This window comes from Corynebacterium sp. HMSC078H07 (assembly GCF_001812805.1).
Classification (GTDB): domain Bacteria; phylum Actinomycetota; class Actinomycetes; order Mycobacteriales; family Mycobacteriaceae; genus Corynebacterium.
The window spans coordinates 53,792-71,509 of the sequence record NZ_KV810517.1; the positions used below are offsets into that span (position 1 = coordinate 53,792).

A 17,718-nucleotide genomic window follows, 5' to 3' on the forward strand; every position below is an offset into this window, starting at 1 on the left:
CTCTAGACATGCATTTTGACGTGACGTACGTCCTCGCCGCTGGCGAAAGCAACTACACCGACTCGCTCGTATCCTTCGCGTGGATTATGGCGGTGTCCCTGCTGGCGCCACTGGTCTCCCACCTGACGGGCAAAAAGATGCCGGCCGTGGCGCTGCTTATCTTTTTCGGCATGATTATCGGACCCTCGATGCTGGGTTTGGCGCACGAGGACCCGGGTATCGGCATGCTGAAGGAACTGGGCGTCGGCGCGCTGTTCCTGCTGGCAGGTTTCGAAATCGACATTGCCGCGCTGAAATCCAAAGAAGCGGTGACCGGGTTTTCCACGTGGGCCATCTGCATGGTGGCCTGTGGTGTCGGCGCGTATTTCCTCATGGACGACATCCCGGGAGCCATCGTGATGGCGATTGCTCTGACGTCGACAGCGCTCGGCACGATTACGCCGATGCTGAAGCAGGACAAGCTACTCGGCACGCGCGTGGGCGATTCCGTGCTGATTCACGGCGCGATTGGTGAGGTCGCACCGATTACCGCGATGGCGCTACTTCTGGGCTCGCGATCGACGCTGGCAACGATGCTCATCCTGCTGGCCTTCATTGGTATTGCCGTAGCGGTGGCGATTATGCCGTTTGCCATCACAACACTCATGCCGTGGTTCAAAGACGCGTTCATCTCAAGCGCGGGCTCGACGAACCAAACCATCATGCGTCTCATCATCCTCATTCTGGCGATTCTTATGGCGGTGACGGCCGTGTTTGAGCTAGACATCGTGCTGGGAGCGTTCGCTGCGGGCATCATTCTGAACCGCATCATCCCGGATGAATATCACAAAGGCCTGGAAAACCGCCTCGACGTGGTGTTTTATTCCATGCTCATCCCGGTGTTTTTCGTGATTTCCGGCATGGCGATTGACTGGAACGTTATCGTGAGCGAGCCCATCAAGGTGCTGGGTATCCCGTTGCTTATTTTGGTCACGCGCGGCCTGCCGGTGTTCCTACGTGAGAACATCCACCACACCGGCTCCGACGTCGAGACCACCCGCGAGCGCATTCAGGTCGCGCTCTATGCCGCGACGGGTCTGCCGATCATCGTGGCGGTGATGTCGCTGGCGGTGGCGTCGGGAATCGTCGACAACGAAATGGCGTCCATCTTCGTCGCCGGTGGCGCGCTGACGGTGGCGATCTTCCCCTTCATTGCCAGCCTGGTGCGTGAAAAGGAGCCGGCTAAGTCGGAGAAATAGCCTGTTAGGATAGGTGCTGTGACTAATCCATTCAGTATGCGGCTTTCCGACGCCGAACGGACCGACGCCGTCAACGACCTCGCCCAGGCCTTGGGTGAAGGCCGTCTGACTATGGATGAGTTTGAGGAGCGCACCGACGCGGTCATGCAAGCCACGACCCGCCGCGAATTGGCGGAAGTCTTCATGGATATTCCCACCAAGGCCAGCACGGAGCTCAAGATTTACTCCCGCGGCGAGATGGAGCGCGCGTACCAATCCACGCGGAAGCCGCGCTTGGCCACGGCCATGGTGGGCACGCTGGGGTTGTTGTTCGGCTCGATTGCATCTTTCGGCGCCATGTCCGGCGTCACCGCCGCGCTGACCGGAACGGGTTTGCTCTTCCTCATCCCCGCGCTGTGGATCATGCTCTACGTGGCCAAGGTCGGCCCGGAATCCTGGCACCGCCCCTCGCCGCGGCAGATTGAGCGCCAGCGTATGAGCGAGCTCAAGGCGGCGACGGCGGAGGAACGCGCGCAGACGAGGGCGCTGGAGCAGGCGCAGTGGGCGGAGAGGCGTCGGCAAGCAAGTGAAATTACGGGAAATGCGATGAATCTGGCGAAACGTAAGCTAGACGAGTGGAACCAGAAGTAACATATCCCGCATGACTCACCATCGGATTTTTGATCAATCCACCAAACTACAAGACGTTGCCTACGATATTCGCGGCGAGGTTTCCGCGGAGGCTGAGCGCATGGAGCTCGACGGGCACAGCATTCTCAAGCTCAACACCGGCAACCCCGCGGTGTTTGGTTTCGATGCGCCGGATGTCATTATGCGCGACATGATTGCGGCGCTGCCGACCTCGCAGGGTTATTCCACGTCGAAGGGTATTATCCCGGCGCGGCGCGCGATTGTGACGCGCTATGAGCTGGAAGACTTCCCACCGTTTGATGTCGATGATGTCTACCTAGGCAATGGTGTCTCAGAGCTCATTTCGATGGTGACGCAGGCGCTGCTTGACGACGGCGACGAGGTTCTCATCCCCGCCCCCGACTATCCCCTGTGGACCGCGGCGACGTCGCTGGCGGGTGGCACGCCCGTGCACTATTTGTGCGATGAAGAGGATGATTGGAATCCGTCCATTGAAGATATTCGCGCGAAAGTAACGGAGAAGACCAAGGCAATTGTGGTCATTAATCCGAATAACCCGACGGGTGCGGTGTACTCGCGTGAAACGCTGCAGAAAATCGTTGAGGTAGCACGCGAATACAATCTGCTGATTCTGGCGGATGAGATTTATGACCGGATTCTTTACGACGGCGCGAAGCATATCTCGATTGCTTCGCTAGCGCCGGACTTGCTGACGATTACTTTTAATGGTTTGTCGAAGGCCTACCGCGTGGCCGGCTACCGCGCTGGCTGGATGGTGCTGACGGGCCCGAAGTCCCATGCCCGCGGTTTCATCGAGGGCCTGGATTTGCTGGCGGGCACGCGCCTGTGCCCGAATGTGCCGGCGCAGCACGCGATTCAGGTGGCGCTGGGCGGGCGGCAGTCGATTTATGAGCTCACCGCTGAGAATGGTCGTTTGCTCAAGCAGCGCAACATTGCGTACGAGAAGCTCAACGAGATTCCGGGCGTATCCGTGGTGAAGCCGATGGGGGCGCTGTATTGCTTCCCGCGTCTGGATCCGGAGGTCTACGACATTCACGATGACTCGAAGCTCATGCTCGACATTTTGCGCGCAGAGAAGATCCTCATGGTGCAGGGCACGGGCTTTAACTGGCCTACCCCGGACCATTTCCGTGTGGTGACGCTGCCGTGGGCATCGCAGCTGGAGAACGCGATTGAGCGCCTCGGTAATTTCTTAGTGAGTTACCGCCAGTAGCGCGGATTCGACCGGACCTGCGAGAAATGGAGTCGGCGCAAGGCTAAGCGTCGCGGGGCGGGTCTGGTCCAGGCTCGGAGAGGGAAGCTGCGGTGGATTCGGCGGGGCCTGTCGACGAGCATGGGTAATCACCGCGGCCAGCAACGGGAGCGGCAGAGCCGGTGCTGCCAGCGACGCCGGCGGAGACAGTGCGGGCGTTGCGGAGGCGCTGGGAGCGAGGCGCGCGGTGCGGATTGACCGGTTCGCGCGGATCGCGAGGCCCTGGCGGCTGCCACTTAATGCGCCCGTTCTCCCGCACAATGCGCCCACGACCGGGCAAACCGTTGATGGCGTTGTGGTATTCGCAGAGTGGGGTGAGGTTCTCGGGGTTGGTGGCGCCGCCGTTGCGCCACTCGGTGATGTGGTGAATCTGGGCGTAGTCCGCACCACATAGGCAGTCATGCCACGCGCAGATGGGCTGCTCACCAATGGCCATGGTGCGCTGTTTGTCGGAGGCGAGGCGCTGGGTTCGGTGCAGTTCGACGGGGCCTTTGACGCGGTCGACAAGCATGACGAGGCCCTCCTCGGCGAGCTCACGCTCGATGAGCTCGGCCCCAGTGATTTTCGCACCATTGGACAGCTGGACGACGATGTCCCCAAGATCCGGCGCAGGACCAGGTTGCACCGCGGTGGTTGACGGGTGTGGGGTGACGGTGGAGCCGGGAGATGGCGGGGCAGGGTGGGAATCGGGGCGCGGGGTGGAGGGGTCCCCGAGGCGGCCGAGAATCCGGGCGTACTCGGGAAGCTCCATGACGGCGAAGGTCTGGGCGACGGGGCGGGCGAGGCGGCCCTCGCGAAACGCAGCGGTGAAGGAACCCACGGGATCGTCCTCGTCGATGTTGTAGCGCAGGTCCTCAATGACAGAAGGCGGGGCTGTCACCGTGAGCTTCGACATCTCCTTGCCGCGGCGAATTTTCACGCCGGGCTTCGGAGCAGGAGGCGGGGCAAGCTCGCGGATGCGAGTGCGGGCATGCCGAGCGACTGCCTCTTCATCGCCGCTGATGCTACACAGCTCAATGCGCAAGTCCCAGGCCTCACGCTGTTTCGTGAGGCGGCGGGCAAAGCGCTCGATAAGCATCAGCGTGGGCAAGTCATGACTATTGGCGCGGGCAGCATCGACGGCGCGGGTTTGTTTGCGGGAGAAGGTGGTGGGGGAAAAGTAGACGTCGTAAAGCGCTAGCAAGGACCGCGCCACCGACTCCGGGCCCCACGCCCGGAGCTGGTCAAGGCTGAGGCCCGCAACGGCGGCGACGAGCTCGATACCCGCCGCCTGGCTGCGAAGATGCGCTTCAACAAGGTTCATGCCAACGACGCTATTGGGTGCCACGAGAGTGCACAATGGTTCAAGAAAAAGCCTGTGGACAACTTGTTGACCGCGTCAGCATAAGTTTTCATTCTCATGACAATCGTTCACAATAGTAGGCATGACTAGCCTAAGCCCTTGGCGGACGGGACTTCTCGGATTCTTGGCAGTGGCAGCGCTCGCAACGGTGGCTGGCCTGCTTATACTCCGCCCCACCAGTGCACTAATGGAGCACACCAGCCCCGACTTCGCGTCGACGTACGCTCTCAACCAGCCGCAAGTTGAAGGTACGGTCACGACTGTGGATAACCACTTATGCAGCGACCCGCACACAGGCAAAGCCTTCGACGAGGCACCGCTTATCCCCGCCTCAGGCGATGACACGTCCTGCACGCGCGTTCTCCTTGACCTCACGTCCGGCGACGACCAAGGCCGCTTAACGCAGCTCGTGTTTTATGGGGTGGCGGGCGACCCGACACTGAACCCCGGCGATGAGGTGATGCTGTCGCGCTCGGCTGACGGAACATATGCCTTCGCCGACTATCGACGCGGCGGAAACCTCGCGTTGTGGGCCATCATCTCAGCACTCATCATCGTGGGCTTTGCCGCGTGGCATGGCCTGCGTGCGCTGGTGGGTTTGGGGATTAGCCTGGCTATCGTCCTGTTTTATCTCGTGCCTTCGCTGGTGGAAGGGCACGCGCCGCTGCCGCTGGCGATGGTGGCCTGCGCCGCGATCATCTTCCTCGTCGTACCACTCGTCCACGGAGTGAATTGGAAATCCGCCTCAGCGCTGGGTGGCGTCTTGGTGGCGTTGGGGGTTGCGGGGGCGCTGGGGTGGGCGTCGATAAGCAGCACGGCGTTGACCGGCGCCAGCTCGGAAGACAACCTCAAGTTACTGCTCTATATGCCCGGGGTGCCCGTCGTCGGCGTGCTGTTGTGCGGGTTCATTGTGGGCGCACTGGGCAGCCTTAACGACATCGCGGTGGCGCAGGCCTCGACCGTGCGGGAGCTGCACGCCGCCGACCCTTCGGCGGGCCCCGGAAAGCTGTTTGCATCAGCAATGAAGGTGGGACGCGACCACATCGCGTCCATGGTCTACACCATCGTGCTGACCTACACCGGTGCCACGCTGCCGCTGCTCATTCTTATTGCGGCGGCGCAGCGCCCAGCGGGTCAGATTCTCTCCAGCGACCTCGTGGCGACGGAGGTCATGCGCTCGCTACTCGGTGCCATGGCCTTGACCCTAGCGGTGCCACTGACCACGGCAATTGCGGCGTTTACGATGCCGGAAGGACGCGCCCCAGGGCGTCGACAGTCCAGCCGGCGGCACGCCAAGCATCGACGTTGAGCACATTCCGGCCGTCAATGATGTGGCGGCGGGCAACAAGCTCGCCGGCGACGGCCGGGTCCAAATCGCGGAACTCCTGCCACTCGGTGGCCAGGATGACGAGCTCGGAGTCCTTGAGGGCGGCGTCGGCAGTCGGCGCGTAGTTGAGGGTCGGGAACACCTTCTTGGCGTTCTCCATGCCCTGCGGGTCGAAGACCGTCACGGCAGCGCCGGCGAGGGAGAGCGAACCTGCGACGGACAGCGCCGGCGAATCGCGGACGTCGTCGGAGTTCGGCTTGAAGGCAGCGCCCAGGACGGTCACGCGGTGTCCTAGGAGAGAGCCGTCGAAGGCCTGCTTAGCCAGGTCCACGACGCGGTCGCGGCGGCGCATGTTAATGGCGTCGACCTCGCGCAGGAAGGTCAGCGCTTGGTCCGCGCCGAGCTCGCCAGCACGCGCCATGAATGCGCGGATGTCCTTGGGCAGGCAGCCGCCGCCGAAGCCTAGGCCAGCGCCGAGGAACTTGCGGCCGATGCGCTCGTCGTGACCGATGGCGTCCGCAAGCTTGACGACGTCCGCGCCGGCAATCTCGCAGATTTCAGACACGGCGTTGATGAAGGAGATCTTGGTAGCCAGGAAGGCGTTGGCGGAAACCTTGACCAGCTCGGCGGTCTGCAGGTCCGTGACGATGAACGGGGTGTTCTGCGCCAGCGGCTGAGCGTAAACTTCGCGGGCGACCTCTTCGGCTCGACTCTCACCGTCGGCGAGTCCTGCCTCGCCGACGCCGAGAACTATGCGGTCTGGGGTGATGGTGTCCTTGACCGCGTAGCCCTCGCGCAGGAACTCCGGGTTCCAGGCGATTTCCACGGTGGTGCCCTCTGAGGCAAGCTCATTGGCCATCTGCTGGAGATCCGCCGCGGTGCCCACCGGGACGGTGGACTTGCCGAAGATGATGTGCTCACCCTTCAGCCGCGGCACGAGCTCCGTGATGACGGACTTCACGTAGGTCAGGTCCGCGGCATAGGAACCGTGAGCCTGCGGCGTGCCGACGCCGAGGAAGTGCACGTTCGCGAACTCGGCGGCGTCGTCATAGCTGGTGGAGAAGTCCAGGCGGCCAGCCTCGATGTTGCGCTCGAGGACCTCCGGCAGGCCAGGCTCGTAAAACGGCACGCGGCTGTTTTTTAGAGCCTCAATCTTGTTTTCATCAACATCTACGCCGAGTACCTCGTGGCCAAGCTCCGCCATACAGGCGGCGTGTGTCGCACCTAGGTAGCCGGTACCAATAACAGTCATACGCATAACCGGCTATTTTACGCGCTGTAATGCCGGCTCGCCCGGCGAGATGCGGATTGTTTAACGGAAGTTCAGATAGGACTTCGACGGCGTCGGCCCACGCTGGCCCTGGTACTTCGAGCCGAGCACGCCGGAACCGTACGGTGCTTCCGCCGGCGAGGACATCTTAAAGATGGCCAGCTGCCCCACCTTCATCCCCGGCCACAGGGTAATGGGCAGGTTCGCAGTGTTGGACAACTCCAAGGTGATGTGGCCGGAAAAACCCGGGTCAATAAAACCCGCCGTGGAGTGCGTGAGTAGCCCCAGGCGGCCCAGGGAGGACTTGCCTTCCAAGCGGCCCGCTAGGTTGGCCGGCAGGGTGAACTTTTCCAAGGTGGCGCCGAGCACGAACTCGCCCGGGTGCAGGACGAAAGCATCGCCGTCCGCGACCTCCACCTCGCTGGTGAGGTCCGGCATCTCTTCCTTCGGGTCAATATGCGTATAGCGCGAGTTATTGAACACACGGAAGAACTTGTCGAGGCGCACGTCGATGGAGGACGGCTGGACCATCTCGGCGTCGTAAGGCTCGATGCTCAAAGCATCAGGACCTTCAGAGGCGATGGCGGCACGAATGTCACGATCTGAAAGAAGCACGGCTATCAGTCTACGCGGCCACGACCCCACTCCCCTCCTACAGGGCCATTTGCGGGCGCGCGCTATGGCGGTGCTAAGCTTTCATGAGTGCATAACCTGCATTGTGCCGACGTAGTTTAATGGTAGAACTGCAGCTTCCCAAGCTGCTGGCGCGGGTTCGATTCCCGTCGTCGGCTCCACTTGTTTACCCAGCTCAGGCTGGGTTTTCTTAGCTCCACCGCACGTGTCCGCTGTTGCGTCTATGCTTAGAGCCACGAGGAAAGGAGTCACCGTGTCCGCACCTATTTTTACCCCACGCACTACCGCCGAACTCTGCTTGGAACGCGCACAGCTCCTTCAGGATTTGAGCCCGCGCACTATTGATGAGCTTTACGCGTTGCGCGCTATCGACGAAATCACCATTGCGGACGAGGACATTCTCAACCGCTACGAAGCCCTCTCATTCGTTATTGGAGATTAGCTCGGAGATATGGATGCAGACCGTCTAGCTGAATTAGCTAACACGTTCGCTTCCAGAGCCACAAAGCTTTTGGATGATTGCCTGCCCGGACAAACCGTCATCACTGGCGAGGCTTTTAACTCTGAACTCAAGAGGTTCAGTTTTCAGCTGTCGAAACCACTGCAGGCACAAACCTCAAATGCTAAACCCGCATTGCTCGAAGCATCTTACGCAATGTGCGAGAACAGCTCAGGCGAGTATCTGGCTGTAGCATCAAGCAGCTTTAAGATTTGTTATCGCCAATCGAAAAAGCGGCCTCCTATCGTCCGCTTTGAATACGAACGGGACGCACTTAATAAACCTGTTTCCCATTTCCATTTTCATTCCGACTCCGTTGCTCTTGGACTTTTACTGGCTTCAACTGGGCAGAAAGACAAGGCTTTCCAGCAACAAGATATCCACTTCCCTATGGGAGGTCACCGCTTCCGCGTGTGCTTGGAAGATGTAGTCGAACTTGTGATTCGGGAGTTTGGCGTTGCAGCTCTCGATGGTTGGGAACAGCGCGTGCTGATGGGGCGAGAAGAATTCCGTAACTCGCAAAAGAAGGCAATCATTCGTTCCAACCCACAGTTGGCCATCGACGTTCTCCGAGAACTCGGCCATACCATCCCAGATGAGGCTGGAAATAGCCCGAAAGCAAACCTTGCCGAATGGTAACTAGGCGTCGGAGGCGGCGCGAAGGAGCGCGGCGTAGGCGCCCTCGCGGGCGAGGAGCTCGGTGTGAGTGCCGCGCTCGACCACGCGGCCGGCGTCGAGGACGATGATCTGGTCGGCGTCGTAAATCGTGGACAGGCGGTGGGCGATGACTAGGCGGGTAGCATCCGCACCAAACACCGCTTCCTGGATGGCGCGCTCGGTTTCGTTGTCGAGGGCGGAGGTGGCCTCATCGAGGATGAGGACCTGCGGGCGGCGCAGCAGCGTGCGGGCCAGGGAGAGGCGCTGTTGCTCACCACCGGAGAAGCGGTAGCCGCGCGAGCCCACGAGGGTATCGAGGCCGTCGGGAAGCTCTTTGACCACGTCGGCCACGTGTGCCGCATTAAGGGCCTTCCACATGTCCTCCTCCGTGGCATCGGGTTGTGCGAAGAGCAGGTTCTCGCGCACCGAGCCGTGGATGAGGTAAGTCTCTTGGGAAACTCCGCCGATGACCTCCGCGCGCTGCTCAGGTGGAATATCGCGTAGGTCGACACCACCCAAAAGCACGAAGCCGGAGGTCGGGTCAGCCAAGCGCGCCATAAGTGCAGCGACGGTGGACTTGCCGGAACCGGTATGCCCCACAAGCGCGGTGGTGGTGTGGGCGGGGATGGTGAGGAAGACGTCGGAAAGCGCGTCGGTGTCCGTGCCGGGGTAGCGGTAGGAGACGTGGTGGAGGGTGAGGGAGGCGTCGGCAAGCTGGGCGGGCTCGGTGGCTTCCGTGAGCTCGGGCTCCAAGTCCAGGTACTCGAAGATGCGGCTGAACAGCGCCATGGACGCCACCCACTGCGCGCCGACGTTGAGCAGGCCGGTAATCGGGCGGAAGATTTGGGTCTGCAGGGTGGAAAAGGCGATGAGCGTGCCAATCGTAATCCCCGGGCGCAGGCCGGCAACGAGATAAATCAGGGCCGGCATAACGCCAAAGATGATTTGGGTCAGCGCCATGCGCCAGCGCCCGGCTAATTGGGACTCGAGCTCCAAGCGGATGAGGGAGCGCGAGGTGGCCGAAAAGCTCGAATAGACCCGATCCTGCGCGCCCAACGTGGTGGCCAGGCGCATGCCGGAAACGGACAGGTTCTCCGAAATGGTCTGTTGGAGTTCCGCCTGGGCTTGGCTGTTTTTCTCCATGAGGCTGCGGCGCAGAACGGCGGCGCGACGCGTGAGCCACACGGCAGGAGGCAACACCAGCAAGGACAGCAGCGACAACGTCGGTGAGAGGGCCACCATCGCCACCAGCGTGGCCACCGTCATGGTGAGGTTGCTGGCCACGGACGTCGCGGTGGTAGTCACCATGCCGCGCATCGCCGCGATGTCATTGGTCAAGCGCGATTGGATTTCACCGCCGCGGTTGTTGGTGAAGAACTGCAGCGATTGGCGCTGCAGGTTGGCAAAGACCTGCGTTCGCAGCTCGTGCATGATGGTGTGTCCCACCCGCGCGGATAAAAAGGACTGGATAACGCCGATTGCCTGAGAGACCACGGTGATGGCGAGCATGCCGCCGACAAGCCACAAAAGCAGCGCGGTGTCGTGGTTCGGAATGGCCTCATCCACGGTGCGGCGCACGAGGAACGGCTGCACCACCGTAAGCCCCGAGGTCGCCACGATGAGCACAAGCACCAGCAGCAGCGTGCCGCGGTGCGGGGCAAACAGGCCGGCCACGCGGCGGAAGGCAACCGGGTGCTGGGCCAGCTGATCGACGTCCGCGGGGTCCTTCACCGCGGTATGCATCGGCCGCGTCATGATTTAACCGCAGGTGACGATAGGCTGCGGGTCATAGACCGTGGTGGTGGTCTCCCGGGAGATCTCCTTGCCGGAGAGGTCCTTGATCACGCGGGTATCGGAGGTGGTGAAGCCGGGCGCGCCAGACGACGGCGAGCAATCCTCGCTCACCGACTTGCGCTGCGGCTCGGTCTTGGCCCAGCGGCCGTTGTTGATGGACTCGACCTCAACTGTCTTCACGCCTTTGAAGCGCACGGTGATGTCGCTGCCGAAGCTGGTTTCGATGCGCACCGGGTGGTTCGAGGTGTTCTTGAACTGCAGGTCAATCGCGCCTTCGTACACGGTAGCCTCTCGGCCGGCCGGGTAGCGGGAAATGTAATAGGAGTGCGGGGTATGCGCCACATCCTCCATGCCGGCGAAGTACGCGGCGTTGTACAAGGTGGTGGCGAACTGGGAGATGCCGCCGCCCACGGCCTTGCCCGCGTGGCCGTCGATGATGATGCCGGATTCCACGTAGCCCTGCGCAGTGCCGCGCGGGCCGGTGTAGCCGTTGAGGGAGAAAGTCTCGCCTGGGTTGACCACGGCACCGTTGACCTGCTGGGCCACCAGCCGGATGTTAGTGCCGGAGGCCCCGGAGAAGCCACCGGTGGAGAACTCCGACACGGTGTCATCGAAGGTGGCCTTCTCCGCCATCTCGGTGGTGAAATCCGCGGGGTCCGGCTTGTAGTCGGCATCCCACTCGCGGTCATCTTCGCTGCTCACGCGGTCTTCGAAACCGTCGAGGGTCTTCTCCCAATCGATGACGGAGCCATCCACTGAGGGCGTGATCTGCTTGTCGTTGCCGCTGAAGGAAATCTTGGCGTTGGTGCCGGGCACCTCGGAGCCTTGCATACGCTCTTGGAAAAGCTCGCGCGCGCGGTCCTTGTCTACCTTGAGGTGCAGCTCACCGTCCTCGGCTGCGATGGAAACGAACTGGGAAATCTCCGGCTTGCGCAGGGTGCCGGCGGTGTTGTTCTCGCCTTTCAGAGTGAGCGGATTATCCAGCGCGCGGGCGGCATCACCGGTGCGCATGGCCTCAATCGCCGCAGCGTTGATCTGTGGTTCCACCACCATGGGCGTGACCTCCACGCCGTCGGGGTCGAGCCAGTGCTTCTCGACGTCCCCCCTCAACACCTCTTTCTCCACCGCCTGGCCGAGTACGGGTTTGGTCTCTTTGAGGGAGCCGTCGACAAGCTCGAGGTTTCCGTCCTCCGGCTCGATCGCAAGCTCTTCGCCTACGCGATCCAGCGCGCCGTCGAGCTGGGCATCATCGACATCGACGGCGACTGGGATTTCCTCGGTAGGTTTGATGAAGCTGTAGAGGCGGGCAAAAGGATTGAGCGAGGCATCCGGGATGCCGTCGACAGCCTTCTGGTAGTTCAGGCTCAGCCCCGAATCCTGCGGGATGAGCTCGGAGGCCTTTTCGTCTGCGCGCACGATGACGGGCCGGGTGGCCACGTCACCGAGTTCACTTTCCAGCTTTTCTACCGCGGCGGTGCGCTCCATGCGGGAGATGTCCACGCCGCCCACTGACGTCGCGCGCGGCACTTTGTGCTGATTAGCCATGACATCCCACGCGTAGGCGACGCCGGCGATGAGCACGAGGCCGACGAGCACGCCGAGGGTGACCTTGAGTCCCCGACGGTTGCGGTCGCGTCGGTATTGGCTGTGTCCGATTGCCTTTTTCACGTGTATGAGATTAACGTCTGCCAGCTAGTTTTTCCTAGTCGGCATCCTGCTGTGCCACTACTTCCACCGCCGCATCAATCACCGCGTCAATGTCGTCATCGGTGGACCACAGCGGCATGTCAGCACCTGCGGCGAGGGCGGCGGCCACGGCTTCCGGCACGCTGAAGTTCTCCGAAATGGAGGCCATTCCTCCCAGGTCATCGGTATAAATGGCGCCTTCGAAGCCAAGTTCTTCGCGGGCTAGCTGGTAGGCGCGCGGGTTAAGGGAAGCAGGTTCTTCACCCAGGCCGGGGACCACGAGGTGGCCCATCATGAGTGCTGCTTCCGGGGCTTGCGGAAGAGCTGTGTGAAAGGGCACGAACTCGTGGCCATGCAGTTCTTCCAGGGGCGGGGTAACGGCCTCACCCAGGTGAGTATCCCCGGAGGCACGCCCATGTCCGGGGAAATGCTTGAACACGGCCTTAACACCTGCTGACTGTAGCCCGCGGGCAAAAGCCGCGCCATAGTCGCCGGCGGTCTCTGGGTCGGTGGAGAAGGCGCGGTCCCCCACCACCTCCAGGCCTCCGCCATCCACATCAAGTACTGGAGCAAAGTCCACCGTCACGCCGTGCGCGCGCAGGCTGTGCCCAATCTCGGTGGCCATTTGCTCCACTTCTTCTGGGGTATGGCCCTCCGCCATGGCCTGCGGCGAAGGATAGTCGCCCAAAATCTCAGAAAAGCGCTGGACGCGGCCGCCCTCGAAATCGATGGACACCTCGAAGTCGCGGCCCACCTCCTCGCGCAGGGCGTTGATTCCCCGCGGACCATCGCTGAGTAGTTCCGGGTCGGCCCAGCTCGGGATGAACAGCCCGCCCACACCTGCGTCCAGCTTCGCGCGCGCATCCTCATAGTTCAGTGCCGGTGGCATGAGCTTCGCTGCCGCACGGGCGCGCACGTCCTCGGGCGCCTCGGCCTCGGTTGTCTCAGCCTCGGTTGTACCGGCCTCGTTGGCCCCGTCCGCAGCGCTTGGGGCGGCGGACGAAGTTGGGGTGGGCGTTGTCGGGACGTCGGAAAGCACAGGCTCCGAACCGCACGCACTGAGGGCGCACGCGGTACTCAACAGGAGGGCGGGCATTGCTTTTCTCATACCCACCAGTGTGCCTGAAGGCGCCGCGCGGGCAACACCCGGTTGTTAGGATGGTCACATGAGCAACGGAGAGACCCTGCTAATCGCCTACGACGGCTCCGACCGCGCCGACCGCGCCCTCGAATACGCCGCGAACCTGCTGCGCCCAACCGACGTCGAAATTCTCACCGCGTGGGAAACCTCCGCGCGCCAGGCCGCACGTGCGGTCAGCCGCACTGGCCTGCACCAGTCCACGATCTCGCCGGACAGCGTGGAGGAGGACCCTGCTTATGAGGAAGCCGTGGCGATTTGCCGCCGGGGAATCGCCAAGGCGGAATCCCTGGGCCTGCGCGGACATGCCCACCTGGTGGAGTCGGTGACGTCGATTCAGAGCGCGATTGTCGACGCCGCCCAGGAACTCAACGTCGACGTCATCGTCACCGGCACCCGCGCGCTGACCGGCTTCCGCTCACTGTGGACGAACTCGACGGCAGAGTACATCGTGCGCAATGCGGGCCTGCCAGTCTTTATCGTGCCGCCGGAGAACGACGACGAGGACGAGGACTGCTAGAATCTGGCGCCATGGCATTCGATAGCGACTCCCTCAACAAGCGCACCCTGGGCCCCGCCCTGGGCAGTGCTGTTGTTGGCGTGGCGTTGGGAGTCGTGACCATCCTGGGTATTGCCCAGTTCTCGCAGGCAGACGCCGTGCCGAGCGATAATTCTGTCAAGGCCTCCGACGCCGTGATGGGCGGGCCGGAGTACGGCTCGCGCGAGTAAACGTGCGCGCACGCAGCGGGGGGCTTTTCTTTCTAGCCCTCGTGGTCTTGGTGCAGCCATGGGGGCTCACCGCCGCCGATACCAAACATGATCTGGTGGCCAACCCCGCGGGCTTTCTAGCTGGTGCGCTGCATGCTTATACCGATACTTTCACGCTGGGCCAGCTGCAGAACCAGGCATATGGCTTCCTCTTCCCGCAGGGCTTGTTCTTCCTTCTGGCGGACCCGCTGCCGGATTGGATAGCGCAGCGCGCCTGGTGGTTCCTGGTCTTGTCCGTGGGCTTTCTGGGTTTCTTCCGCCTCGTCCGCACGGTGCTTCCCGCTGCGCCGGGTTATGCCGCGCTTATGGGCGGGTTGCTCTTTGCGCTCTCGCCGCGCACGCTGACGACTTTAGGCGCGATTTCCTCGGAGACCTGGCCGGTCATGCTGGCCCCCTGGGTACTGCTGCCCTTCCTGCGGCTGGGCCGGCTTTGCTGGCGGGACGCCGCACCCTCGGTGGTGGCGGTGGCGTGCATGGGCGCGGTCAACGCCACGGCCACACTCGCCGCTTGCCTTCCGGCGGGCTTGATCTTGCTGTGGCGGCGCGCGGGCAAAACCGGTCTTGCCTGGCTGGCCGGCTGCGCCGCGGTGTCCGCATGGTGGATTATCCCGCTGTTCATCCTGGGCCGCTATGCCCCGCCCTTTACCGAGTTCATCGAGTCCGCCGGGGTGACCACGCGCTGGCTTAACCTGGCGGAAATCCTGCGCGGCACCACCAGTTGGGCGCCCTTTGTGGATACCGAGCGCATCGCCGGTAATGAGCTGGCCACCGAGCCGGTCTTCGTGCTGTTCACGGCCGGTGTGGCCGCCCTGGGTCTTGTGGGGTTGTCCCGCCTGCCGCGCGTGTGGAGTTTCATGCTGCTGGTGGGCGTGGCCGTGCTCGGCACGCATGCCGCATGGTATCTCGATGCGCTCGATGGCCCGCTGGCCGCGCTGCGCAACGTGCACAAGTTCGACCCGCTGGTGCGCATCCCGCTGGTGCTGGGAGTGGCCGCGATTGCCGCCCGCGTGAGGTTGCCGCGGACGTTGTCCCTGGGGCGTCGTCAAGCAGCGGGCCTTCTGGTGTGCCTCGTGGTGATGGGGGCGACCGCCCCGGCGTGGGCAGGCCGGCTGTTGCCCAAGGGGGCGTACGAGGAGGTCCCGGCCTATTGGCACGAGGCCGCCTCTTTCATGAACAGCCTAGATACGCGCGTGCTCATCTACCCGCCGGCCTCCTTTGCCCGGCAGGACTGGGGCTGGACGCGAGATGAACCGGCGCAGCCGCTTCTCGACGTCCCCTGGGCCGTCCGCGACGCCATCCCCCTCATCCCGCCCGAAGCCATCCGTGGCTTGGACGGGGCGATGGCACAGATTTCCCGCGACCCCGCGTCCGCGCCTTTAGTGTTGCAGCGCCTCGGCATCGGCGCCGTCGCCGTGCGCCACGACCTCATCTCTGGTTCTTCGGTGCACATTCCGGGCGAGGTCCACACCTTCGGGGAGGTCGACGTCGTGGTTTTCGACCCCGACCTCTCCATGAACCTGGCACCTGCGGATCCGCCGCGCGTGGCGGGCGGCGGGGAATCGCTGGCACTCCTTTCCGGCCCCCACGAGCTCGTCTCTGCTAACGCGGACATCGTCACCGATACGCCCACCTTGCGTGACCGCAACTACGGAACGCTTTCCGGACCGGTTTCCGCGCCGCTGGCCCCTGATGACCCCACCTCCGTGCGCAATCGCCTGCGCGACTATCCCTCCGCCGGCCCGCTGACCCAGGTGGTAGAACACGATGGCCGCGTCACCGCGTCGTCATCTGCCGCGGATGCTTCTGCCTTCGGCGGGGCGAACCCGGCGCGTTCTCTTACCGCGGCCGTCGACGGCGAGAACTCCACCGCTTGGTGGCCAGCGCCTGGCGATTCCGGCTGGCTGGAGCTGCACTCCGATTCCACGTGGACCTCGCCGAAGCTGCGGCTGATGACCACCGGCACGACTGAGGTGACCATCCACAACGGCGCTTCCAAGGTGACTGTCACCATGGAGGCCTTCCGCGCCCGCGATATTCGCGTGCCCGGCGCGCATGCCTCCACTATCCGCATCGAGCCGCAACGCCGCACCGGAATTGCCGAGGCCTCCATCGTGGATCAACCCTCCCCGCGCCGCCTCGTCACCGTGCCCGATACTTCACCGGATGCCGAGCAGTTCCTCTTCCAGCAGGACAACGAACGCATCCTCATCCGCTCCTTTACTTCCCCGCGCGATATGACCGTGCGTGTGTTGGGTGAGAAGCCCGTGCTTATCGACGGCTCCCCCCACTCCCCCGGCTCCACCTTCGACCTGTCCGCCGGACAACACCTCGTGCGCACCACCGGCGATTGGGCGGCCCTGACAAATACCGCGTCCTCCTTGCCCGCGCCCCTGTCTGCCTCGTCTCCTGACCTATCCGGTTCCGCCGCCGACTCGGCCGCCGCATCCGGCGCGGACCACGGCTATGCCCCGCTCGCTGCTGGTTCCCCCATCGAGCCCGCCGACCACGACCGCCTCCTTGTCACCGGCCGCGCCTTCAACGAGGGCCTGCGCGGCGAGCTCCGCTCCCCCAGCTCAGCCCCGGGCTCGGCACAAGATTCCGCGCCAGCCTCCAGCTCGGAACCTCTAGCCCTCAAGCCGCGCTCCATCGATGCCGACACTCAGGCCTTCCTCATCCCTGCTGGCGCTAGCGGCATCTTCCACATGACTTTTGTTGCTGACTGCGCCTACCGCGTGGGCCTCGGCTTCGGCGGCGCGCTCGCCGCGCTGACTACCGCGCTGTGCCTGCTCGTCATGGCCCGCGGCCTCCGTTCCCAAGCCACTGCCCCTGCCTCATCCGCGACAAACGCAGCACACGATTCAGCCGCAACCGGCCCAGTCGCCGATGCTGCCCTCCTGGCAACCTCCGCGGCTTCCGAAACGGCCTCGCCCGCCCGTGTTGCCCACTCGTCTCTCTCGGCGCGTGTCCTTCTGGCACTACTCGTCGCGGCAACGATGGCGCTCGTCGCGGGTATGCCCGGTGTGGCCGCCGCTGCCGCGGCGTGGGCCATCACGCGCTGGACCACGCTGCGCTCCGACTACTTGGCGGGCGCGCTCACCTTGGCCGCGGGCGCGATGCTCGCCCGCGCACCCTGGCCCTCGGAGGGCTACGCCGGTGACTCGCTGCTGGTCCAGCTGCTCTGCGTCGCGGCTATCACGTGTGCTTGCCTCCCACCCCGCCGCGCCTCTTAGGGACGCAGCCGCGCTGTACATAGCTGTCCGCCCCTGCTGCTTCCTTTGGGGCCGCTGGTTTCGACGCGGACCCGCTACGCATGGTGCTCCGAGCAAAGCGCCTCTCAAAGGGCTCCCCACAGAAGGCATCCCACAGACGGCATCTTCAGCGCTAAAAACGCCATCTAGAAGGGGCAAATGGCGTTTTTAGGAGCAAAGACGCCTTTTGACTGATGCCTTGTACAAGATGCCTT

The 17,718-nt window shown here is 63.3% G+C and carries 15 protein-coding genes and 1 tRNA gene; 10 read left to right on the top strand and 6 right to left on the bottom strand.

What is annotated here, in order from left to right:
- Window positions 1-8 precede the first annotated feature (8 nt).
- The 3 genes from HMPREF2875_RS11470 to HMPREF2875_RS11480 are packed head-to-tail and all read left to right on the top strand — an operon-like array spanning window position 9 to window position 3,102.
- Window positions 9-1,238, top strand: a complete 1,230-nt coding sequence (locus tag HMPREF2875_RS11470; protein WP_070673287.1) for a cation:proton antiporter — start codon at window positions 9-11, stop codon at window positions 1,236-1,238.
- A gap of 18 nt (window positions 1,239-1,256) precedes the next feature.
- Window positions 1,257-1,868, top strand: coding sequence for a DUF1707 SHOCT-like domain-containing protein (locus HMPREF2875_RS11475; protein ID WP_246817108.1), 612 nt, complete (start codon window positions 1,257-1,259; stop codon window positions 1,866-1,868).
- 10 nt (window positions 1,869-1,878) lie between these two features.
- Window positions 1,879-3,102: a pyridoxal phosphate-dependent aminotransferase gene (locus HMPREF2875_RS11480; RefSeq protein WP_070673291.1), complete on the top strand. Its 1,224-nt coding sequence runs from the start codon at window positions 1,879-1,881 to the stop codon at window positions 3,100-3,102.
- Window positions 3,103-3,145: 43 nt separating this feature from the next.
- Here HMPREF2875_RS11480 and HMPREF2875_RS11485 read toward each other — a convergent pair whose 3' ends face one another.
- Window positions 3,146-4,444, bottom strand: a complete 1,299-nt coding sequence (locus HMPREF2875_RS11485; RefSeq protein WP_083311929.1) for an HNH endonuclease signature motif containing protein — start codon at window positions 4,442-4,444, stop codon at window positions 3,146-3,148.
- A 121-nt stretch (window positions 4,445-4,565) separates the two neighbouring features.
- Between HMPREF2875_RS11485 and HMPREF2875_RS11490 the strand changes: the two genes are divergently transcribed.
- On the top strand, window positions 4,566-5,792 hold the full coding sequence (locus HMPREF2875_RS11490) for a YibE/F family protein (protein WP_070673293.1): 1,227 nt from the start codon (window positions 4,566-4,568) through the stop codon (window positions 5,790-5,792).
- Here HMPREF2875_RS11490 and HMPREF2875_RS11495 read toward each other — a convergent pair.
- Window positions 5,722-7,068: a UDP-glucose dehydrogenase family protein gene (locus HMPREF2875_RS11495; protein ID WP_070673295.1), complete on the bottom strand. Its 1,347-nt coding sequence runs from the start codon at window positions 7,066-7,068 to the stop codon at window positions 5,722-5,724. The genes HMPREF2875_RS11490 and HMPREF2875_RS11495 overlap by 71 nt on opposite strands.
- Before the next feature lie 54 nt (window positions 7,069-7,122).
- Complete coding sequence (gene dcd / locus HMPREF2875_RS11500) at window positions 7,123-7,695, bottom strand: dCTP deaminase (protein ID WP_070673296.1); 573 nt, start codon at window positions 7,693-7,695, stop codon at window positions 7,123-7,125.
- A 105-nt stretch (window positions 7,696-7,800) separates the two neighbouring features.
- Here dcd and HMPREF2875_RS11505 point away from each other — a divergent pair.
- From HMPREF2875_RS11505 to HMPREF2875_RS11515, 3 genes are all read left to right on the top strand, one after another.
- Window positions 7,801-7,874: transfer RNA gene (locus tag HMPREF2875_RS11505), tRNA-Gly, on the top strand.
- Between the two features lie 92 nt (window positions 7,875-7,966).
- Window positions 7,967-8,155, top strand: a complete 189-nt coding sequence (locus tag HMPREF2875_RS11510) for a hypothetical protein (protein ID WP_070673297.1) — start codon at window positions 7,967-7,969, stop codon at window positions 8,153-8,155.
- 9 nt (window positions 8,156-8,164) lie between these two features.
- Window positions 8,165-8,851, top strand: a complete 687-nt coding sequence (locus HMPREF2875_RS11515) for a hypothetical protein (RefSeq protein WP_070673298.1) — start codon at window positions 8,165-8,167, stop codon at window positions 8,849-8,851.
- On the opposite strand, the gene HMPREF2875_RS11520 is transcribed toward HMPREF2875_RS11515, so the two are convergent.
- Genes HMPREF2875_RS11520 through HMPREF2875_RS11530 form a run of 3 tightly spaced genes read right to left on the bottom strand, consistent with a single transcriptional unit; the run spans window position 8,852 to window position 13,457 of the window.
- The gene (locus HMPREF2875_RS11520; RefSeq protein WP_070673299.1) at window positions 8,852-10,624 is read right to left on the bottom strand and encodes an ABC transporter ATP-binding protein; all 1,773 of its coding nucleotides are present in this window, start codon (window positions 10,622-10,624) and stop codon (window positions 8,852-8,854) included.
- A gap of 3 nt (window positions 10,625-10,627) precedes the next feature.
- Window positions 10,628-12,331 carry a VanW family protein gene (locus HMPREF2875_RS11525; RefSeq protein ID WP_371327572.1) on the bottom strand — a complete coding sequence of 568 codons (1,704 nt, stop codon included), beginning with the start codon at window positions 12,329-12,331 and terminating at the stop codon, window positions 10,628-10,630.
- Between the two features lie 34 nt (window positions 12,332-12,365).
- Window positions 12,366-13,457: a glycoside hydrolase family 3 N-terminal domain-containing protein gene (locus HMPREF2875_RS11530; protein ID WP_070673300.1), complete on the bottom strand. Its 1,092-nt coding sequence runs from the start codon at window positions 13,455-13,457 to the stop codon at window positions 12,366-12,368.
- A 58-nt stretch (window positions 13,458-13,515) separates the two neighbouring features.
- On the opposite strand from HMPREF2875_RS11530, the gene HMPREF2875_RS11535 reads away from it, so the two are divergent.
- From HMPREF2875_RS11535 to HMPREF2875_RS11545, 3 genes are read left to right on the top strand one after another with little or no spacing between them, the layout of a single operon-like run.
- Window positions 13,516-14,007 carry a universal stress protein gene (locus HMPREF2875_RS11535; RefSeq protein WP_070673302.1) on the top strand — a complete coding sequence of 164 codons (492 nt, stop codon included), beginning with the start codon at window positions 13,516-13,518 and terminating at the stop codon, window positions 14,005-14,007.
- 11 nt (window positions 14,008-14,018) lie between these two features.
- Window positions 14,019-14,216 (top strand): DUF2613 domain-containing protein, encoded by a 198-nt coding sequence (locus tag HMPREF2875_RS11540; RefSeq protein ID WP_039672548.1) that lies wholly within the window; start codon window positions 14,019-14,021, stop codon window positions 14,214-14,216.
- 2 nt (window positions 14,217-14,218) lie between these two features.
- Entirely contained in the window at window positions 14,219-17,485 is a 3,267-nt protein-coding gene (locus tag HMPREF2875_RS11545) for an alpha-(1->3)-arabinofuranosyltransferase domain-containing protein (protein ID WP_070673304.1), read from the top strand.
- Window positions 17,486-17,718: the final 233 nt, after the last annotated feature.